This is a genomic window from Streptococcus sp. k-628, assembly GCF_013277475.1.
In the GTDB taxonomy this organism is placed as follows: domain Bacteria; phylum Bacillota; class Bacilli; order Lactobacillales; family Streptococcaceae; genus Streptococcus.
On record NZ_VMMZ01000013.1, the window covers coordinates 1 to 19324 of the forward strand.

The 19324-nt window shown below is 37.6% G+C and carries 15 protein-coding genes and 1 pseudogene; 1 reads left to right on the forward strand and 15 read right to left on the reverse strand.

Going from position 1 to position 19324, the window contains the following annotated elements:
• Positions 1-281: 281 nt before the first annotated feature.
• The 13 genes and pseudogenes from HT730_RS02005 to HT730_RS02065 form a co-directional block, all read right to left on the reverse strand.
• A complete protein-coding gene (locus HT730_RS02005; protein WP_173306655.1) occupies positions 282-3632 on the reverse strand; it encodes a DEAD/DEAH box helicase family protein in 3351 nt (1116 codons plus the stop codon).
• A gap of 29 nt (positions 3633-3661) precedes the next feature.
• Entirely contained in the window at positions 3662-4822 is a 1161-nt protein-coding gene (locus tag HT730_RS02010; protein WP_173306656.1) for a restriction endonuclease subunit S, read from the reverse strand.
• 11 nt (positions 4823-4833) lie between these two features.
• Positions 4834-5358: pseudogene (locus HT730_RS02015) on the reverse strand (restriction endonuclease subunit S); the annotation flags it as partial.
• Positions 5359-5391: 33 nt separating this feature from the next.
• Positions 5392-6357 (reverse strand): site-specific tyrosine recombinase/integron integrase, encoded by a 966-nt coding sequence (xerA, locus tag HT730_RS02020; RefSeq protein ID WP_173306692.1) that lies wholly within the window; start codon positions 6355-6357, stop codon positions 5392-5394.
• A gap of 117 nt (positions 6358-6474) precedes the next feature.
• The gene (locus HT730_RS02025; protein WP_023941843.1) at positions 6475-6888 is read right to left on the reverse strand and encodes a type II toxin-antitoxin system death-on-curing family toxin; all 414 of its coding nucleotides are present in this window, start codon (positions 6886-6888) and stop codon (positions 6475-6477) included.
• Positions 6885-7121 (reverse strand): AbrB family transcriptional regulator, encoded by a 237-nt coding sequence (locus HT730_RS02030; RefSeq protein ID WP_000260603.1) that lies wholly within the window; start codon positions 7119-7121, stop codon positions 6885-6887. The genes HT730_RS02025 and HT730_RS02030 overlap by 4 nt, the downstream gene beginning before the upstream one ends.
• A 59-nt stretch (positions 7122-7180) precedes the next feature.
• Positions 7181-8245, reverse strand: coding sequence for a restriction endonuclease subunit S (locus HT730_RS02035; protein WP_173306657.1), 1065 nt, complete (start codon positions 8243-8245; stop codon positions 7181-7183).
• Between the two features lie 12 nt (positions 8246-8257).
• Positions 8258-9751: a class I SAM-dependent DNA methyltransferase gene (locus HT730_RS02040; RefSeq protein ID WP_166731812.1), complete on the reverse strand. Its 1494-nt coding sequence runs from the start codon at positions 9749-9751 to the stop codon at positions 8258-8260.
• Positions 9752-10106: 355 nt separating this feature from the next.
• Positions 10107-11273, reverse strand: coding sequence for an ATP-grasp domain-containing protein (locus tag HT730_RS02045; RefSeq protein WP_173306658.1), 1167 nt, complete (start codon positions 11271-11273; stop codon positions 10107-10109).
• Positions 11274-11285: 12 nt separating this feature from the next.
• On the reverse strand, positions 11286-12026 hold the full coding sequence (locus tag HT730_RS02050; protein WP_173306659.1) for an esterase family protein: 741 nt from the start codon (positions 12024-12026) through the stop codon (positions 11286-11288).
• 21 nt (positions 12027-12047) lie between these two features.
• Positions 12048-12872: an alpha/beta hydrolase gene (locus HT730_RS02055; RefSeq protein ID WP_031233572.1), complete on the reverse strand. Its 825-nt coding sequence runs from the start codon at positions 12870-12872 to the stop codon at positions 12048-12050.
• Positions 12873-13008: 136 nt separating this feature from the next.
• Positions 13009-14223, reverse strand: coding sequence for a tRNA uracil 4-sulfurtransferase ThiI (gene thiI / locus HT730_RS02060; protein WP_173306660.1), 1215 nt, complete (start codon positions 14221-14223; stop codon positions 13009-13011).
• A gap of 8 nt (positions 14224-14231) precedes the next feature.
• A complete protein-coding gene (locus HT730_RS02065; RefSeq protein WP_173306661.1) occupies positions 14232-15374 on the reverse strand; it encodes a cysteine desulfurase family protein in 1143 nt (380 codons plus the stop codon).
• Between the two features lie 137 nt (positions 15375-15511).
• Here HT730_RS02065 and HT730_RS02070 point away from each other — a divergent pair, with 137 nt between their 5' ends.
• A complete protein-coding gene (locus tag HT730_RS02070) occupies positions 15512-15943 on the forward strand; it encodes a DUF6556 family protein (protein WP_173306662.1) in 432 nt (143 codons plus the stop codon).
• Positions 15944-15985: 42 nt separating this feature from the next.
• On the opposite strand, the gene HT730_RS02075 is transcribed toward HT730_RS02070, so the two are convergent.
• Positions 15986-18289 (reverse strand): DNA translocase FtsK, encoded by a 2304-nt coding sequence (locus tag HT730_RS02075; RefSeq protein ID WP_345890420.1) that lies wholly within the window; start codon positions 18287-18289, stop codon positions 15986-15988.
• A 138-nt stretch (positions 18290-18427) separates the two neighbouring features.
• Positions 18428-19207, reverse strand: a complete 780-nt coding sequence (locus tag HT730_RS02080) for a hypothetical protein (protein ID WP_112443554.1) — start codon at positions 19205-19207, stop codon at positions 18428-18430.
• Positions 19208-19324 lie beyond the last annotated feature (117 nt).

The following is a 19324-nucleotide window of genomic DNA, read 5'->3' on the forward strand; positions in this document are numbered from 1 at the left end:
TTGATTTTCATTGAGTATTCCTTCATTTTCTCCTGCAATTGAATTCTTGCTCAGCTTTTTGTTTTCTATTTCTTTAAAATCAAAGTAGCTCTTTTGTTAATAACTCGATCAACAAACATCGTGGTACAAGTATCTACTTTGAAATTTATCAGCCACTTAAAAACTGATACTGTATTCTAGGAAAACGATGACATTCTTCCTAATAAAACTTCTCATATATAAGATAAATTTCTACTCTTTTTAATTTTAAATGAGTCTCAGCATGGCAATCACTTTAGAATTTAAGCCACTTCTCCAGCTCGATCATTGATGAGCTCAATGGTTTGAACAATATTACGAAGTACTGGTAGTTGGTATTGAAAGAGTAGTTGAACAGATCCATGAGATTTAAACGGCTCTTGCGTTAACACTTTCATCTCTAAAAAACCATTTTCTACAATGTAGTCTACAATCAATTTTACAAATGAAATCTGCCTGGCATTAAGATTCTCATCCGACAAAAATTTAGAAAAAATACGATTAGCAGACTTTCTATCTAAGCCAATAATCTCACGCACCAATCTCGGAATTGCCTTATTTTCATAATGATGTTGGTAGTCTGCTTTACTACCTAATTTTTCCCAGAGCAATTTTTCAAGTGCAAGCATATCATCAGATGTCAACTTTTTATTATGGTATAGCTTAGAAATGGACTCTTCATCCAGATGAGTTTTCAAATAATGCTCAACTTTTTCATTGTAAGACCGAAGATCGTTGACCTGCAAAAATGCTGTGGTCTCGTGAACAGTGGAGAGTATACGATCTTCAAAGTTAACATAGTAGGGTTTACGGTCTGTCTTATCCAAAAACTGTAATAAATCTCGAATAGCAAGACGAATTTTTTCCAAATCAGACAAGCTAACTTCTTTCCAAAATTCAGGCTCCTGTACTTTCCTGATAATTTCAGCCTGCTCAAAAACCTGCGGGATATTGCCAATAGCAGAAAGAGCTCTAGCCGTCTTCATCACTTGGGAAATATGAACAGTGGAAGATTTAGCTGTCAGTTGCCCCAACTGAATATGAAGCAAGCACAAATCAAATCTCCTCGCCATCTCATCTTCTTTATCTTCATCAAATAAAAGCGGAGAGAGATTTTTTTGAATGGTTTCACTTGTAACAGCAGTTATATTCTGCCAACTTTCCAATTTCCTATAGCTATAAACTGTATCTAAAACCATACGAACCCTGAAGTCCAACTCATTTAAACTCTCTATACGACTTTGAAGTTCCGAGACAAGCTGCTGACGGTATGCTCTCGCAAACTGATCTTCTTGGTATTGGAGTCCCTGAAGTTCTCGAATCAAGTCCACTTTGATATTAAATAAACGCTGAGTCAACGAAACAATGTGACGACCCTCTCCATCTCTTGGATCTGCACGAAAATAATCAAAATTGTCCCCATAATCAAATACCAAGAAGTTTTCCTTATCCTGCTCAGGTCCAAATAAATCTTTACATAGACGGGTTCCTCGACCAATCATCTGCCAAAACTTAGTTTTAGAGCGTACTTTCTTAAAGAAGACTAAATTAACAACCTCTGGTACATCAATACCTGTATCTAACATATCGACAGAAATCGCAATTTGAGGATACTTCTCCTTAATTTTAAAATCATCAATCAAGGTCTGATAATGCTTAATACTATAATCAATCACCTGAGCATAGTCGCTCCCTTTTTCAGGATAACGGTTGTTAAAAATACCTCTGATATATTCCGCATGATCATGATTTTTAGCAAAAATAATAGTTTTACCAATTTCATCACCCGAGGCTGTCTGAATTCCTCTTGTCATGAGTTCATTTAAAACAATTTCTACTGTACTTTTATTGAAAATAAAGGAATTAAACACACTCCCATCAATATCTTTTTCACAGCTATCGTCTTCAAATTTGCTATCAAAATGTTCCTTTTCTTCTTCGGACAAATCATCATAATGTAGACCATCCGTAGGTAGTTTCAGTTTGGTTTCGATAGAATGATAGGCTACTAAATATCCGTCTTTAACAGCCTCTTCCAAATCATATGCATATGTTGGAACACCATTCTCCAAATTAAAGAATCCATAGGTGTTTTTATCTAAATCTTGACGCGGAGTAGCTGTTAAGCCTACAATCCTTGCATCAAAATAATCAAAAATGGACTTGTATTTCTGATAAATAGAACGGTGAGATTCGTCAATTATGATAAGGTCAAAATGCCCAACAGTGAAAGGGCGTTGATTTACTTCTTCTTGACCACTAATCGCTCCAATCATAGTCGGATAAGTTGAAAAGACCATGCGACTTGATTGAGCTCCTTCTTTATCTTCTAAGAAGTTACAAACGGAAAGATCTGGGAGTAATTTTCTAAACGAATCATAGGCTTGCTTAACCAAGGAAGTTCTATCGGCTAAGAAGAGAACGTTTTTTACCCAGTTATGACGTGATAAGATATCAACTAGAGAAACTGCTGTACGAGTTTTCCCCGCCCCAGTTGCCATAACCAAAAGTGCCTGTCTACGATGATTAGAGAAAGCTTCACAAACGCTTGCAATCGCATGTTTTTGGTAGTGACGCCCGGAAATATCGTCCCTAATTTTACTAGAAATATCCTCAAGTGGTTTTTGAAGATGACGTCTATCCATCACTAATTGCAATTCTTCTTGAGAGTAAAAGCCTGCAATCTGGCGTCGGTTCGGACCATCAAGTATATAGTGCTTCAAGCCGTTTGTAATAAAGCAAATTGGCTGATAGCCGATATGTTTCTCCAGAGCTTCAGCATATTCTTTGACCTGTACTTCCCCTACTTCTGGATTGACAGAGGCTTTTTTAGCCTCTACAATCGCTAAAATTTTCCCATTTTTACCATAAAGTACATAGTCACAGTAACCAATTCCTGAACCGTGCTTGAGACCATCAACGGCTATCTCAACACGACAGTTTTCTTCAAATCTCCATCCTGCTAGACGGAGATCAATATCAATAAAGAGCTTTCTTGTCTCTGCCTCAGATAATTGATCAATATGGAAAGGCACATCTTGCCGTTGCGCTGCAGTCTCACGTTTTTCAGTATAAGTCTCTTGAACTTCTACGGACTGAGCAGCCATCTGTTCATGAAAATCAGGCAGTTCTGGTAAACTGTCTTGTAACTTTATCATAGATTGTGGAGTTTCTCGGTATTTGATGTTTGCTGAAAGTGGTAAGCACTTCTCATCAAAATAACGCTCCACAAACTCATTGCTGTAACAATAATCGATAAAATTAACAAACTGATACAAATGATGTAAAGCTAAAATCGCTTCTCGTTCCTTAATTTCACCACCATGAGCAGCATGGTTTCCCCACCGAATCAACAGAACTATCTGCTTGTGGAGTTCAGAATCTACGATATCCCTAAAATCATCATCCCATACTAAAGAAGATAGAGTAGCACGATAGGGAGCTTCTAAATATGAATCGTGACTATATATCCAATGGACAGCCTGCTCTAAAGCACGACGCGCCATAAAGGCGGTAGCCACAGTTGATGTAGCAATCATATTCTCAGCTTCAATGCAAGGTTTTGAAAAAGATTCATATTCGTCATTTTTTAAAAGAAAGCTAAAATTTCCCATTTTTTTCTCACTTTAAACAAATAGTTTAGCTATATTATACTAAATTTCAAGCTATTTCTCCACACTTTTATAGCTATCTCACAAGCAAATTGTGATTTGTCGACCTGGGCTACAAAGTCTGCGAACTCATTTTGGAGGGCTAGAGGGGGGAGGGGGATGGAAATATTTTTGATCATCGATAAGTTAAAATTTTTTTGACGTACGCCTCTTTGTTGATTCAATAGCGTTGATCTTAAATTTTGAATTACATAATAAACATATATAGTATTCGTGATTTTATCATCTAATTTTGCAAAAGCAATAGCTTGATTGCAAGATATTACTTTAGTATTGATCGATGATTTTAACCCCGCAGTATCATACATACCCAGTAATAAACTACCTTTTTCAATTATTTTTGCAGAACTACATTCAATTGCCTTTTCTGTAATTTTTTCAAAAGAATCTTCAATGTATTTATGTTCTAGTTCTCCTGATGTAATCCAAGGAATATTTCCTCTAAAAAATTCTTCTTCATTTCTTTTAGGAGTTCCACCGCTTTTCCATATTCCAAATTCCTTCAAAGCATGTTTATCCCAACCCATTTCATTCAAAACTGGATCCCCAAACATCTCATTAAATCGGGATTTTACAAGATTTGAGAGTTCACTAAGCTGCTTATTTCTATTTATTATTTGATACTCTAACCTATCCAATATATCTACTATTGTATTTTGATTTTCTATAATTTCAATATTAACTTTGGTTTTATTTAAATAGTCAGCTAACTTTAAATTAATAATTCCAGTTGTTTGATTTTGAAATTTTAACACCTTCTTTGTGTCATAAAGATACTTCATTAAATAAAATATATATTTAGAATTATATCCTGGTTTAACTCTTAAAATACTAGTAAAGTTATTTGTGAAATAATCTTGATCTGTAACATCGAAATATACAACACGTCCAACCGGTTGATTTGGACTACCTCCTGATTTTTCAATTATAATATCACCAGTTCGTAGAATTTTGTCGCTGTTTTTATCTTTATCAATTTCACGACATACAATATTATCTAGATTTAGTCTTCCAGAATTTAGAAAATTTGAGGTCCTAATTACTGCTGTCGCCTCTCCTTTGCCTCTATCTTCATTACCCCATTCACCATTTATAGATTTTTCAAATATATTCTGTAAAAAAATGATTGTCATGCAACCACCTCCTCGGAATATCGGGATTTTACAAGTAGATTAAGCTCTTCAAGTTGTTCTTGTCTCCTTAAAATCAGCTTGCTTAACAAATCCAGCTCACTTGCAATTCTTTGTTGCTCTCCCAAATTTGTATATGGAACCATAATATTATCAAAATATTTTTTAGTTAAATGTTTCATTGTGGAACCATGAGTATGTTTTACAGCATCTTGTAAACCTTTTTCAACAACATATTTGAAATATGATTTATCTATCTCTATCTTATCAAAAACCACTTTAAAAATGTGCTGATTTAACACTGCGGATTTTCCACACCACTGAAAAACCCCTAATGTACCCGACCACGAAATAAGAATATCACCATCTTCAACAATATATTTTTGATCAATCGTACCCGAATAATAATTTATCTCTGTTGAAGTTTTAGTCAGATTCTGTATTCTGATAATCTCTTTCCCTTCAGATGACCAATCTTGAGGTTTAAAAGCATAGCCATTGATAAAAGTAGCCACTTCCCCTAATTTCACTTTCTTCATGCAACCATCTCCTCGGAATATCGGGATTTGCTTTTAAGAGATGAATTTTTGGTGTGAATGCTTGACATTATTTTGATTGACCATGGCATAGGCCAAGGTTGTGTCAATCTTGCTATGACCTAGCAGTTTTTGGACTTGCTCGATAGGCATACCTTTATCAATTGCCTTAGTCGCTAAAGTTCTTCTGAACTTATGTGGGTGAACCTTTTGTATACCGAGTTTGTCTCCTAACTTTCTTAAGCGAATCTCTACACCAGCAATTCCAAGCCTCTGGACTTTTCCAACTAACGTTACAAAAAGAGCAGGGTGACTATCTTTTCTGTCGTTAAGATAGTTTCTTAAATGAATTTTCGTACGAGCATCAAAATATACTGGTCTCTCCTTCTTTCCTTTACCAAAGACAACACACTCTCTGTTTTCAAAATCAATATCTGAACGATTCAACTGTACAAGCTCCCCTACACGCATACCTGTCGATGCTAGTAGGTCTATTATTGCCAAATCTCTCAAGTTTTCACAGTTATCGCGCATAACTTCCAAATGTTCATCTGTATAAGTTTCCTTCACATTTTGCTCAGTCTTAATTTTCTTTATCCGTCGAATGGGATTTTTAATGATATATTCCTCTTGCTCAAGCCAAGCAAAAAAAGAAGACAATATACGCCTAATATTGTCTAAATTTGCCTTACTACAATCCTTTTCAGACTGGTAATTTGCTAAATAACTCCTTAAATCATCTGTTGTGAGTTGTGTCACAGACTCCTTAATACCATTAAACAAGTTTTCAATCGTCCTCTGGTAATAACGAATTGTTTTTGAGCTACAGCCCTCTACCTGCTTGGCGGTAATAAATAGTTGCAACAGGTTATTATTCGAATACTTCTGCTGCTTTTTTCCGTCTACTAGATGATGTTCTAAACTCTCTCTCAATGCTAGTAATTGTTCATTATTTAAAAGAGGTAACATTTCTTGCATGATAATTGTAACTTTTGATTCCATCATTTCTCACTTTCTTATTCATCAATAAAAAGAGACAATATCAGTTTCTGCATTACAGAATTCTAATATTGTCTGTTCATTTATTTTCTTGTGCTCATTCAAATCCAGCATAGTAGGTTACTTTTTGACCTTTTCTCTAACAGAATGTTCAGAAACCCATTTGGAGTAGCTTGTCATTTTTTCATCAGTTAAAGCTTCTACTGCGATGGTTACACACATTTTTACTGCTTCTTCTACCGTTACAGAAAAACGATAGCCGTTTAATTGTAAAAATTTGACCAAAACGAAGAAAGCAGTTCTTTTATTAGCATTAGCAAAAACATGCTTCTTTATCAATTGGACAAATAGTATCGTTGCTTTATCAAAAATTGTTGGATAAAGAGGCTTCCCAAAGACAAATTGTTCTGGTAAGTTCACAATCATATTTAAGGCAGAAGGACTAACTGTTTGAATTTTCTCATTTGGAGAATACCGTTGAATTGCTAAAGCATTTATTTTTTCAATTTGCTTTTCTGTTAGATAGATTGTCATTTTTCCACCAAAGCTTTGAAAACATCGTCGTATTCGTCAAATATTTTATCTAAATTTAAGTCAAAGGCATCATCAGATACATAAGAAACCTGCTGATCCAATTCTTCAGGAGTAAAGATAATCTCACCACTTGGTAACAATTTAGCTTCGTATTTTACACCACTTGGAATATTAAATTCACTTGGAATCGTAATGGTGATTGAATTTCCTTGTTTTCTTGTTTTTACTACCATCTGATTTCCTCCTTTGTTGTATTATAACAAATCATTACCGTAATTACAATGGCAGAATATCAGCCAAAATACTCCTGCATCAGAGATTTCTTCAAAGTTTCAAGCTCTTCCAGAGATTTTTGGATTGCCAATTGTGATTTGTCGACCTGGGCTACAAAGTCTGCGAACTCATTTTGGAGGGAAAGAGGGGGGAGAATATATTTCTGATTTTCTAATGGTTTTTGAGTTATCTTTGGTTGACCTGAGAAATCAGCAAATTTACTAAAATCAATTACTTTCATTAATTCTAATAAAAATACAAGATTAAAATCGGAATTCTTAAATTCTTTTATATATATAGCATTATCACTTATCCATACCTTACCGTGGGTAGTTCTTACATTGCCACAATATGCACCTACACGACCAATGATGATAGTAGGATGATCAATTAAATATTTTCGACTTTTCCAAGCAATGCCATTTCCACCATAGGCAGGATAACCTTCAAAAACTCTATCATGTTTATCAAGAAATTTTCCACTTGAAAATTTAAAACACTGTTGTCCCGTTTTTACTGCAAATTTCTTGTTATTATTTAAAGGATCCCCAAACATCTCGTTAAATCGGGATTTGACGAGCAAGTTTAGTTCATCTAACTGCAATTTTCTTTTAGTAATAAGCCTTTTAATCGTATTAAGAATACAGATAATGTTCTCTTGTTCTTCAATACCTAGCAATTCTAATTGTAAATCAAGTAATATATTCTTGTTTAAATGAGGAATTGTTGCACCTGTTGAATGATCTCGTAAATACTGCGATTTACTTTCCAAAAAGACTCCCAAGTAATCTGATATAATTTTTTCTTTGTATCGCTCATTCTTTTTTAAGACCGTAATTGTACTACCAACAGCTCCCGATAACCCATAGCCAACTGTTCCTGCATTAGCACCATCCCATGCTATCAGAATATCATCTGGAAGTGCTTCAGTCATATTTAAACTTTCAGTGAATTTTAAATTATTATTATTTCTTAAATCATCTATTTGAATATAACGTTGGCTTAGAGTTGTTTGTTCAGCAAGTACAGTGGCTTTCTTGCCTTTTTTTAGAGATAAGACTTCCCCCAACTTCACTTTTTTCATACAGCCACCTCCCTACTTGAGTAATTTTTCTAATTCAGCCAAGCCAGCTTGAATTTCTTTTTCTAAATCATTGATTTTCTTTAAGATGACTTCTGTTGGTTCATACTCAACTTTTTCATACTCAATCTCTTTATATTTATTGATAGACAAATCATAATCATTTTCCTTTATCTCATCAACTGGAACAAAGAAAGATTGATCCGTTCTCTGACGTTCTGTTTCTTTTTCAAGATGATGAAAGCGTTCGATAATATCTGGAATATCATTGTCGCTAATCGGTTGTCGCTTATCATCCAAACTTAAACCATCCGCTTTCATATCGTAAAACCAGACCTTGTCAGTACCACCATTGCCAGTTTTTGTAAAGATGAGAATGGCAGTTGAAACTCCAGCATAAGGCTTGAAAACACCACTAGGCATTGAGATTACAGCATCAAGCTTATGGTTCTCTACAATTTCCTGACGAATTCCTTTATGAGCTTTCGACGAACCAAAAAGGACACCATCAGGTACGATAACTGCTGCTCGTCCACCTGGTTTTAAAGTTCGCAAGAAAAGAGAAAGAAAGAGTAATTCTGTTTTTTTGGTTTTTACGGTTGCAAGAAGGTCATTAGAGGTTGAATTGTAGTCAAGTGAGCCTTTAAAAGGAGGATTTGCTAAAACCAAAGTATATTTATCGGCTTCTTCATTATCTTGAGACAGCGAGTCAAGGTAACTGATTTGTGGATTTTCTACTCCATGTAGCATCATGTTCATCGCCCCAAGTCTTAACATAGTCGTATCCGTATCATTTCCATGAAACATCTGATTATGAAAATGGTTGATATTATCTGTATTGGTTTCCCATTCATCTTTCTTACGCTTTAAGTAACGGCTAGCAGATACTAAGAAGCCAGCAGAACCCATAGCGGGATCTGAGATGATATCTTTGATGGTTGGTTGCATCAACTCAACCATCATATCGATGATGTGACGAGGTGTACGGAACTGTCCATTTTTACCTGCGGTCGACAATTTTGATAACAGATATTCATAGATATCTCCGATATCAGTAATACTTTGTTTGTCATTATCAAAATCTACATCTAATCCCCTAGTTGGAAAAACATCTAAGATAGAAATTGCCTTTTGAAGCGTAGCAGGTTTATTTATTTGAAAAATAGCTTCTCGCATATATCGTGAAAAGGCTGTATCATCTGTATCCCCCTTGAGATTTTTAATAAACGGAAAAATCTCCTGAGTCATTAAACGATAAACTTCCTGAGCATCTCCTATATTTTTAAAAGTTGACCAACGGTATTCAGGTTTATCTTTTGGAAAAACTCCCTCATAAGGAATCCCTAAAAATTCAGCATCACTTTCACGTCCAAGCTCGACACTATCCAAATCTTTCATAAATAAGAGATAAGTCAACTGTTCAATATTTGTTAAAGGATTTGCATTTCCTTCTGTCCAAAGAATTTCCCACAACTGATCGATTTTATTTTTTAATTCGCCTGTAATCATATCTTCCCTTTTCTTTAGTTTTTAAAACTTAGTAACATCATTATTTTATCAGATTTCAAACAAAGCTTCAATTAACTATATCTATGCGTCACCTGAATATTTTAATAGACTTGTTTGGTATCTTGAAAACTATATCGTATAGGTGTCGTCATGGATCCTTTTAGCTGATTTAAGGATACGAAAGCACAATACTATGACTCAATTGAAGTATTAAAATTCAATTTCTGACCACCTAATCCTGCTTCAAATAGTTATCGAACAAGTTTTATGATAGCTACCTTATTAGGATGCTCTTACTTTTTATCAGACAAAACAAAAGGATTAAGGGAGTGAATTTCCTTAATCCGATAGTCTCTTAAGCCTGACGCTGACCAAAATCCTTAATCATCTGATCCATTTCTTGTCGACTAGGAGTTGTCAACATATACAGGTAATCTCCTTGAAGTTCCGCAAAGGCCGCTGGCATGATTTTTTTAACCTTGAACTGCTGGCTATATTTGTCAAGCAAATCCTCTTCTGAATAAACATAGTGAGCATTTGCACGGCGAGAAGTAGCCAAACAATACTGAGGTTCAAATTCTGACGCTGGGAACTCTTCTCCTGCTACAATAGCTGCATAGCCACGATAGAGGTCCAAGGAATGAGCAAAATTATAAACATCAATTGTAAAACCACCTGCAGGACGGTTATTGTACTCAATGGCAATGTAGTCGTCCCCGTCACGGAAGAACTCAATATGGAAGAACCGTTCTCTCATACCAAATTCTTTGACAATTGCCTCACCATATTTACGTAATTTAGGATCCATATCCTTGAGAACGTAATAAGAATTGTCCATCTTGTAAATCATGAGATCCAGCGGTGTATAGGCGTAGTCGAAGGTCGTTGAAAAGACAATCTTTCCATCCTTATCCACGAGCCCGTCAAAGGTACAGATTTCGCTGGAAGTGACAAATTTTTCAAAGAAATAAACGGTCGAATGGTCCCATTCTTGCTTGAAGTGATTAATATCGTCTTCTGTCTCAAGCTTAAAGGTTGCGGCTGCTCCCACTCCATTATCAGGTTTGGCAATCATTGGAAGACCAATTTCTTTCACTGCTTGATCTACATCTGCTTCAGTCTTGATAACAGCTCCAGGTACCACAGGAACACCTGCTTTTTTGAAAAGTTTCTTCATTTCAGACTTATATTTCGTCTTTTTGAGATCCTCTGGTTTGGCACCAAAAACATTGAATTGCTCTCTGAGTGCTGCGTCCAGCTCAAGCCAGTATTCATTATGAGACTCGATACGGTCAATTGGACCATGTTTATAGAAAAGAAAAGCAACTGCACGTTTGACTTCGTCTATGTTCTCAAGGTTATCTACACGGAAATACTCGGTTAGGCTATTACGTAAAGGCTCATCCAATTGCTCGTAAGGCTCTTGACCAATTCCCAAGACAGTGATGCCTTTATTAGCTAGTTCAATGGTAAACTGTTGAAAGTTTTGTGGATAGTAGGGAGAAATAACAAGGTAATTCATAGGTAACTCCTTTTATAAATAGAGATGACCGAGGAAATAAGGCATTTGTTTACGCCACCATTCCCAGTCGTGGGCGACATCATGTCCCCATTCAGCAAACCAGGCTGGAATTTGTTTCTGGTCAAAGGCTTCTTTGAGCTTGTAGAAAGATGGTAGACCGTCTTGTTCCCAGGCACCAAGACCCGTACACAGCACAATCTCTGCCTGACGATAACGATCAATAAACCAGCCGTCGTTCTGGTTCCAGATATAATCTACTGGCGAGTTTTGGTAAATAGCATCGTCATTATAGTAATCGCCGACAAAGAAACGTGCGTCGTAAACACCACTAAGAGCTATCACTTTGGTAAAGACATCTGGATGCTGGAGGAAGAAATTGACAGCATGGTAGGCTCCCATGGAGCAACCTGTTGTCATCATACCATCAAACCAGCCTGTCTTGTGCTTAATAAAAGGAATGGCCTCCTCAATCACATAGCGTTCGTAGGTACGGTGCATCTCTGCTTGGTCGTGACCGTTTTTCCAAGTGGCCAACCAGCTCTCACTGTCTACACTGGAGAGGGTAAAGAACTGGACACGGCCTTCCTCGATAAAAGAGGCACAGGCATCAATCATGCCAAAATCATAGTATTCGTTGTGACTACCACCTGATGAAGCAAAGACCACAACTGGAATCCCAGCATGTCCATAACGATTGAGGTACATTTCACGGTTGAGATGGCCACTCCAGTGGCTAAGATGTTCAATATGCATTTCGTTTTTTCCTTTCTTAACTTACCATTTTTCTGCAAAAAATCTCAAACAATCTGGTAGATTTTCTGACCAAGGGATTTCACTATGGATGGCACCAGACTGAACTTTCAGCACAAGATTATCCAGATGTACCCCCCCTGCTATTAAATCATGGTAATAGCGAAGCGATGAGTCAATATAGGCTTGTTTGATATTACCAGCCATCAAGGTCTTGTCTGTATCATCCGCTTCTTCCGTTCCCACATAGATGAAGATGCGCTGGTCAGGCGATAGTTGCTGACGCTCGATATAGCGGTTAAAGGCTTCTTGGTGGAGCCAGTTGGCAGATGAAAAGACGCCCAAGCAACCAATTTGGTCTTGGTATTCTAAACCGATAAACTGGGTAATATTGCCTCCTAGTGAGGAACCAATCATAGCTGTATGCTGGCGGTCTGCTTTTGTACGATAAGTTTCATCGATAAAAGGCTTGACCACCTCCATGACAAACTCGGCATACTCCACACCCTTACCGCCAAACTGCTGGCCTGGGATGGGAGATTCTTGGAACTTCCATGCCGCATACTCATTCATCCGCCCCATGCCATCATTGTCAATAGCAACTACAATCATGCGACTGATATCGGGATTTCGTTTGATAGCTGGGATAATCTTCCATGAGTGACCAATGAAAGACTCCTTGCTATAAAAAACATTTTGCCCGTCATGAAAGTATACAACAGGATAGGAACGATTCGTGTCTTTCTCATAATCTTTAGGCAGAAGAACACGCACACGGCGCTCCTTACCTGTATAAGGAACCTTGAGTTTGTGTTCTTTCATTTTTAGATAAAAGTAGGATTGATTCATTGTCAGAAAACTCTCTATATTCAAAATTTATTCTTATTATATCACAGTTTAAGAAAAAAAGTCAGTTTTTCTTCCATTTTTGGATTAAAAACTAACTTTTTCATTTAATTTTCTAAATTCTTTTGGATTTTCTAAATTAGAGCAGATTATCAATCAAGTCATCAACTTCATCTTTTTCAGCCTGCGGTGTGATCTCAGTAATCATGATTCCAGCCACAGCTCGCTCAACTAAACCTTCAACATCCATACGTGCTTCATACTGCTCCGCATTCTTAATCTTAGGATTTGTTTTTGGACGATCTGGTGCAAAAATCGTACAACAGTCTTCAAACGGCTGGATAGAAATGTCAAAGGTATCAATTTCTTGTGCAATATCGATGATTTCCAACTTATCCATGGTCACAACTGGACGGATGATGGGAGTGTTGGTAACAGCATTGATAGCCTGCATACTTTCAAGGGTTTGGCTGGCTACTTGACCTAGACTTTCCCCATTGATAATGACCAAACCATTTCGTACCTCACGAATACGATCGGTAATCCGCATCATAAAACGACGGGTCAAGGTCATAAGGTAGGCTTCTGGCGCTTTGGCTTTGATTTCCTCTTGAATCTCTGTGAAAGGTACTTCGATAAACTGGATATTGCCTCCAAACTTGGTCAATTTACGAGTCAAATCTTGGGCTTTTTTAAGGGCACCAGGACTCGTGTAAGGTGGACTGGCAAAATGAACAGCCTCAATATCCACTCCACGTTTCAAAGCAAGATAACCTGCTACAGGGGAATCAATTCCTCCTGACAACATGAGCATCCCTTTACCTGAAGTTCCAACTGGCAAACCACCAGCCCCACGAATAGTTTCAAAAGAAAGATAGGCTGCTTCTTCACGAATCTCCACCTGAAGATTGATGTCAGGACTTTTCATTTGAGCTTGCACATTTGGAATGGCTTCGAATACAGCTCCTCCAAGGGTTTGGTTGAGTTCACGACTATCCAACTCAAAGTTATGGTCGCTACGTTTGCTAGAGATTTTAAAGGTCATGCCTTCCTTGTAGATGTCCTGCATAATCTCTTGCACAGAAGACTTCAGAACTTCTACAGATTTTTCAACCTTATATACTGGAGAAAAATTTTGAATCCCAAAGACTTGCTTAAGCGATTCTGCAACTGCTGTGTAATCAGCTCCATTGAGGAAAGCGTGAGCACGGTCGCGATCTGCCGTTACCTTAACTTGGGGATAGATAGACAAAACGTCTGAAATATTATTGCGAAGTTTATTGATGAAACGCATACGGTTTTTACCCTTGGTTGACAGCTCACCGTAGCGAATCATAATTTCTGAATACTGCATGAATGCTCCTATCTTACTTTTCTAGTTTGATTGTAAATTAATTTTAACTTGGTCAAAAACTGCTCGACCTGACTCATATCATTTTCAAGGTCTAAACTAAGACGCACAGCTGACTGGGCCTTATCCTTGTCCACTCCCATTGCAATCAAGGTACCTGCAGGTTTTCCAGCCTTGGACGAACAAGCCGAAGTCGTTGAGATGAAAATATCATAGTCTTCAAAGGCGTGAACGATGACTTCACCACGAACACCCTTGATTCCAAAAGTCAGAATATGAGGGGCAAAGTCTTCCTCATCTGAAAAGATAAATATATCTGGATAATCTAAAATAGCTTGGCGAATCACTGCCTTCATCTGCCCTGTCTTACTAGTAAAGAAATCTAGCTTTTCCATAGACAAACGCAGAGCCTTGGCTGTCGCTGCAATCCCTGCCACATTTTCAGTTGTCGAACGATAATCACGTTCCTGACCACCACCAGTCAACAGTGGCGTAATCTTCTTGCCAGACTTGATATAGACAAAACCAACACCACGAACTCCGTGGAACTTGTGACCAGAGAAAGTCGCAAAATCCACTCTATCAGTCAGATATTTTTCAGTTGGAATCTTAGCAAGTGCTTGAACCGCATCAACGTGGAAGGAAATAGTCGGCTTATCTGCCAACAGTTCTGAAATAGCCTCAATGGGCTGAACAGAGCCGATTTCATTGTTAACTGCCATGATGGAAACGAGGGTCGTCTCTGGTCGTATCAAATCTGCTAGCGCCTCAACATCGACAAATCCTTTCTCATCTACTGGAGCCAAATCCACTTCAAATCCTTGACTTTTCAGCCAGAGGGCTGATTCCTTAACTGCTGGATGTTCAACGGCTGATACAATGATGTGCTTGCCAAACCGAACTTTTTCAAAGGCCACACCCTTGATAACCCAGTTATCACCTTCTGTTCCACCAGATGTAAAGAAGATTTCATCACTTTTCTTACCGATTAAATCTGCAATCTGTTGACGGGAAGCATCTAAAATTCGTGTTGCCTGGTCTCCCAAACGATGGAGACTAGATGGATTTCCTAAAATTTTTGAAGCCACCTGCATATAGGTTTCAAGGGCTTCAGGATAGGGCTTGGTCGTCGCCGAATTATCAAAGTAAATCATGTTTCTCACGCTTTCTAAAATCACTCCCTCTATTGTATCATGAAACGGAGCTTGCGACAAGAAAGGACAATTCCTCTTTTTTTAAGATTTTTTTAAAGAAATGCGGTATAATAAATTTTAATCAAAGGAGAGAATGCATGTCTAATTATCGTAGAACCTCAAAACCAAAAACAGAACACATCAAAAAAGGCTTTACGGTCTTTCAAAAAACCGTTGCTACTATCGCTAGTATCCTTGGCTTGATTACCGCAAGTATCACTATCATGAACGCTCTAGATAATAATAAAGATACTAAAAAAGAACCTACGACAAGCCAGACGACAACCATTGTCAAAGAAATTCAAAAGGAATCCCCTCAGGAAAACACTAGTCCCAATAAGGAAAATAATACTAGTCAAGAAAAAACACAACAAGAAGAAACACCAAAATCTAGCGTCAAGGAAGAGAAAAAAGAAGAGCAGAAAGCATCAACTCAGGATTCTTCTACTTCTACTCCAAGTAAACCTAGCACTGAAAATGAAAAACAGTCCAATAATACACCAACTTCGGAAAATAAAACTAATCAATAATCACTAAATAGCTTCCTTCCAAATTTGGAAAGAAGCTATTTTTTATTGCTGCAATACTTTTCTTGGTTTGGTACCTTCAGCTGGACCGATGACACCTGCCATCTCAAGTTCTTCCATGAGGCGGGTCGCACGGTTAAATCCAACTGATAAACGACGCTGAATCATAGATGCGCTGGCTTTCTGCGTCTCGATGACTAAAGCTTTGGCTTCTTCAAAAAGCGGATCTCCACCAGATTCACCATCTGAAAATTCACCTTCATTTTCAGAAACTTCACCTGGATCAAAACTCTCATCGTAGTCCGCATCTGCCTGAGCCTTGATAAAGTTTACGATACGTTCGACATCGTCATCCGAGATAAAGGAGCCTTGAAGACGAACTGGATGATTTTCATCAATCGGTTTAAAGAGCATGTCTCCTCGACCAAGCAGTTTTTCTGCTCCATTCTCATCCAAGATAGTACGGGAGTCTGTCCCTGATGAAACCGCAAATGCGACACGAGATGGGACATTGGCCTTGATCAAACCAGATATGACATCAACGGATGGACGCTGGGTTGCAAGAATCATGTGGATACCGGCAGCACGTGCCTTCTGTCCAAGACGAATGATAGCGTCTTCCACTTCCTTGCTGGCAACCATCATGAGGTCAGCCAACTCATCCACAATCACGACAATAAGCGGTAGGGGAACCTGCTTGTACTCAGACTGGGCATTGAACTCTTCTACCTTGGCATTAAAGCCTGCAATATTACGGACTCCTACCTTGGCAAAGAGTTCATAACGATTTTCCATTTCATCCACAACCTTTTGCAAAGCCTTGCTGGCCTTGCGTGGATTGGTCACAACTGGAATCAAGAGGTGGGGAATATCATTGTAAACAGATAACTCAACCATCTTGGGATCGACCATCATAAATTTAACTTGGTCAGGTCTCGCCTTCATGAGAATGCTGGCGATAATGCCGTTAACAGCTACTGACTTCCCTGAACCCGTTGAACCTGCAACTAGCAAGTGGGGCATTTTAGAAAGGTCAAAAGCTCTTGCGGTGCCATTAACTGCCTTTCCTAGAGGAATTTCTAAGAGATTTTCTGCTTTCGTTTGAGATTGTTCCCATAGTTCGCGGAAGGATACCGTCGCAATCTCAGAGTTAGGAACCTCAATCCCGACTAAGGATTTACCAGGTATTGGAGCCTCAATCCGAACATCCTTGGCCGCCAAGGCTAGAGCGAGGTCATCTGCTAGATTGGAAATGCGGTTAACCCTTACACCTACTGCTGGCTTGACTTCATACTTGGTCACTGATGGCCCAATTTCAGCCCGTTCAACTGTTACCTTGATACCAAAGCTAGCAAAGGTTTCTTCTAAGATTTTGATATTTTCTCGAACGATTTTCTTCTCTTTAGACTGGTCTTTTGGTTTATCTGGGGCAAAGAGTTGTAAACTTGGAAGTTTATATTCAAGGGCTTCCTTGGCTGAAAAATCAACCTGTACATCTTCATCATCAGAGCCATCTTCCTGTTCAGGGAATTCAAGCTCTGGTTGAGGCAGGATGATTTCTGGTTCCACCCAATCTTCTTCTGGAAAAGGTGGAGCGTCAAGTACAACATCTGCTGTCAGAATTTCACCCGTTTCCATATCAACAGGAGGCAAATCGAGTAAGGCTTTTTCAGTAGCTTCTTGTTCTAATCTAGCCTCTTCCTCAGCCTTTTGACGAGCTTTTTCTTCTTGTTTGACAAAGCGTTCCTCTTTTCGACGCTCATGACCTTCCCGCCATTTGACAAATCCTCTACTGAAAAATTCAGCAATATCATAAACAGACCAAGGACTGACTAGGAGAGCACCCACTAAAATCAAGATAGAACCAATAAAGTAAGTGCCGATATTTGAAAAGAGAAAGGCGGTTGGAATATAAAGAGCGACCCCAATCAGGCCCCCTCCAGCAAAACTGGTCGTTCGAAAACCAGTCAAATCCGTCACAACCTGAGCCATGGTCCCTTTTAGAACGGACTTGTCCAAACCATATTTCCAAACCAAGTAGGCCTCAAAAATCAGGAGCAAACCTGCAAATATGGTGAAAAAGCCAGATAAGAGCCCTTCCTGTTTTCGTATCCACTTGAAGAAGAAGAGATAGAGCAGGATACCAAATATTGCCAAATAGGCTAGGCTACCCACCAACAAGCGTATTAAATTGTAAAGGGTGATACCTGCAGCCCCTAATTTGAAGGCTGCGAAAATCAATAAAAGGGCGATTCCCAACGAAATCAACATCCGTTGAATCGCTTCTTTTCTTTCGAGTTCTGCTTTAGACGGTCTCCGTCTTGTTTTACTTGTATTCTTGTTTGCCATTCTTCTATTATACCATATTTCACAGGCATTTCGGAAAGAGAAAAAGACTGCACCAAACGGTCCAATCTTCTTTATCATGATTATATTCAAAGTAATTGTTATTATATTTAAATAAGCAAAGTCTCAAAGTTTAGATTTTTAAGATTTCACTTCGAAATTTGTATTTTTTATTTCTTGTTTTCTATCTATTTCCCTATCCGCAACTTCCCAAACACAATCGAAATGTTTTTCCATCATAGAAATGAAATCTATTTCATCATTATTAGTTTTAAAAAAGTCATCTTTTTTAGTAGTTTTACGTTCACCTATCAACACAAAATTGGTCTCCCAATTATATGGAGGCAGAGTAACTCTTAAAAAAGCCTTTGTCATCTTCATATTTTTCTTTTTTTTATAAACCAACATAAACGGCAAACGATATTGTGTTGAATAATAGCGAATTTCCATTTGTCCACTTTCTATATATTTACTATATTTTTTAGTCACATCTTCAATTTCGATACTAATATTTGTGTCAGACTTTCGCAACCCTTCTTTATCCTCAAGTTTCTCTAAATCTGATAAAAAATTGGTATAGATCTGAGAACACAAAAAACGAATTTTCATTCCATTATTCATAGCATTCTCTAATACAGTTCTATTTTCCGAAAAAAAATCAATACCTGATATAAAAAGTAAATCCAATCTTTTAGTATTTTTACATAACTTTTTAATCTCTCTAGTCGAATGCTTTTTCTTTGCCACTACACCTTTAAATCCATACGATTTCATTTCTTCTGCAATACGAAAATCTCTTGTAATTTTTTTCGTCACTAAGTAACCAAAACCACCGATTATTCCAGAAGCTAATAGAGCTGATAAAATTGATTCTACTATCTTCTTCCAATCCAAATCCAGAATAAATTCAATTATATTCATTTAAAATACTCTCATTATGTTTTTTCATTTCTATGAGTTTTATTTTAGAATATCATTCAAAAACTTGTTTGTCAAATTCTTTAAAAAAGACTGCACCAAACGGTCCAATCTTTTTAT

Coding starts and splice junctions, on each gene's coding strand:
- HT730_RS02065 (WP_173306661.1), bottom strand. CDS start 15,374: ATGATTTACTTTGATAATTCGGCGACGACCAAGCCCTATCCTGAAGCC.
- HT730_RS02010 (WP_173306656.1), bottom strand. CDS start 4,822: ATGACAATCATTTTTTTACAGAATATATTTGAAAAATCTATAAATGGT.
- HT730_RS02050 (WP_173306659.1), bottom strand. CDS start 12,026: ATGCATATTGAACATCTTAGCCACTGGAGTGGCCATCTCAACCGTGAA.
- HT730_RS02035 (WP_173306657.1), bottom strand. CDS start 8,245: ATGAAAAAAGTGAAGTTGGGGGAAGTCTTATCTCTAAAAAAAGGCAAG.
- HT730_RS02055 (WP_031233572.1), bottom strand. CDS start 12,872: ATGAATCAATCCTACTTTTATCTAAAAATGAAAGAACACAAACTCAAG.
- xerA (WP_173306692.1), bottom strand. CDS start 6,357: ATGGAATCAAAAGTTACAATTATCATGCAAGAAATGTTACCTCTTTTA.
- thiI (WP_173306660.1), bottom strand. CDS start 14,223: ATGCAGTATTCAGAAATTATGATTCGCTACGGTGAGCTGTCAACCAAG.
- HT730_RS02075 (WP_345890420.1), bottom strand. CDS start 18,289: ATGGCAAACAAGAATACAAGTAAAACAAGACGGAGACCGTCTAAAGCA.
- HT730_RS02070 (WP_173306662.1), top strand. CDS start 15,512: ATGTCTAATTATCGTAGAACCTCAAAACCAAAAACAGAACACATCAAA.
- HT730_RS02030 (WP_000260603.1), bottom strand. CDS start 7,121: ATGGTAGTAAAAACAAGAAAACAAGGAAATTCAATCACCATTACGATT.
- HT730_RS02040 (WP_166731812.1), bottom strand. CDS start 9,751: ATGATTACAGGCGAATTAAAAAATAAAATCGATCAGTTGTGGGAAATT.
- HT730_RS02045 (WP_173306658.1), bottom strand. CDS start 11,273: ATGAATTACCTTGTTATTTCTCCCTACTATCCACAAAACTTTCAACAG.
- HT730_RS02025 (WP_023941843.1), bottom strand. CDS start 6,888: ATGACAATCTATCTAACAGAAAAGCAAATTGAAAAAATAAATGCTTTA.
- HT730_RS02080 (WP_112443554.1), bottom strand. CDS start 19,207: ATGAATATAATTGAATTTATTCTGGATTTGGATTGGAAGAAGATAGTA.
- HT730_RS02005 (WP_173306655.1), bottom strand. CDS start 3,632: ATGGGAAATTTTAGCTTTCTTTTAAAAAATGACGAATATGAATCTTTT.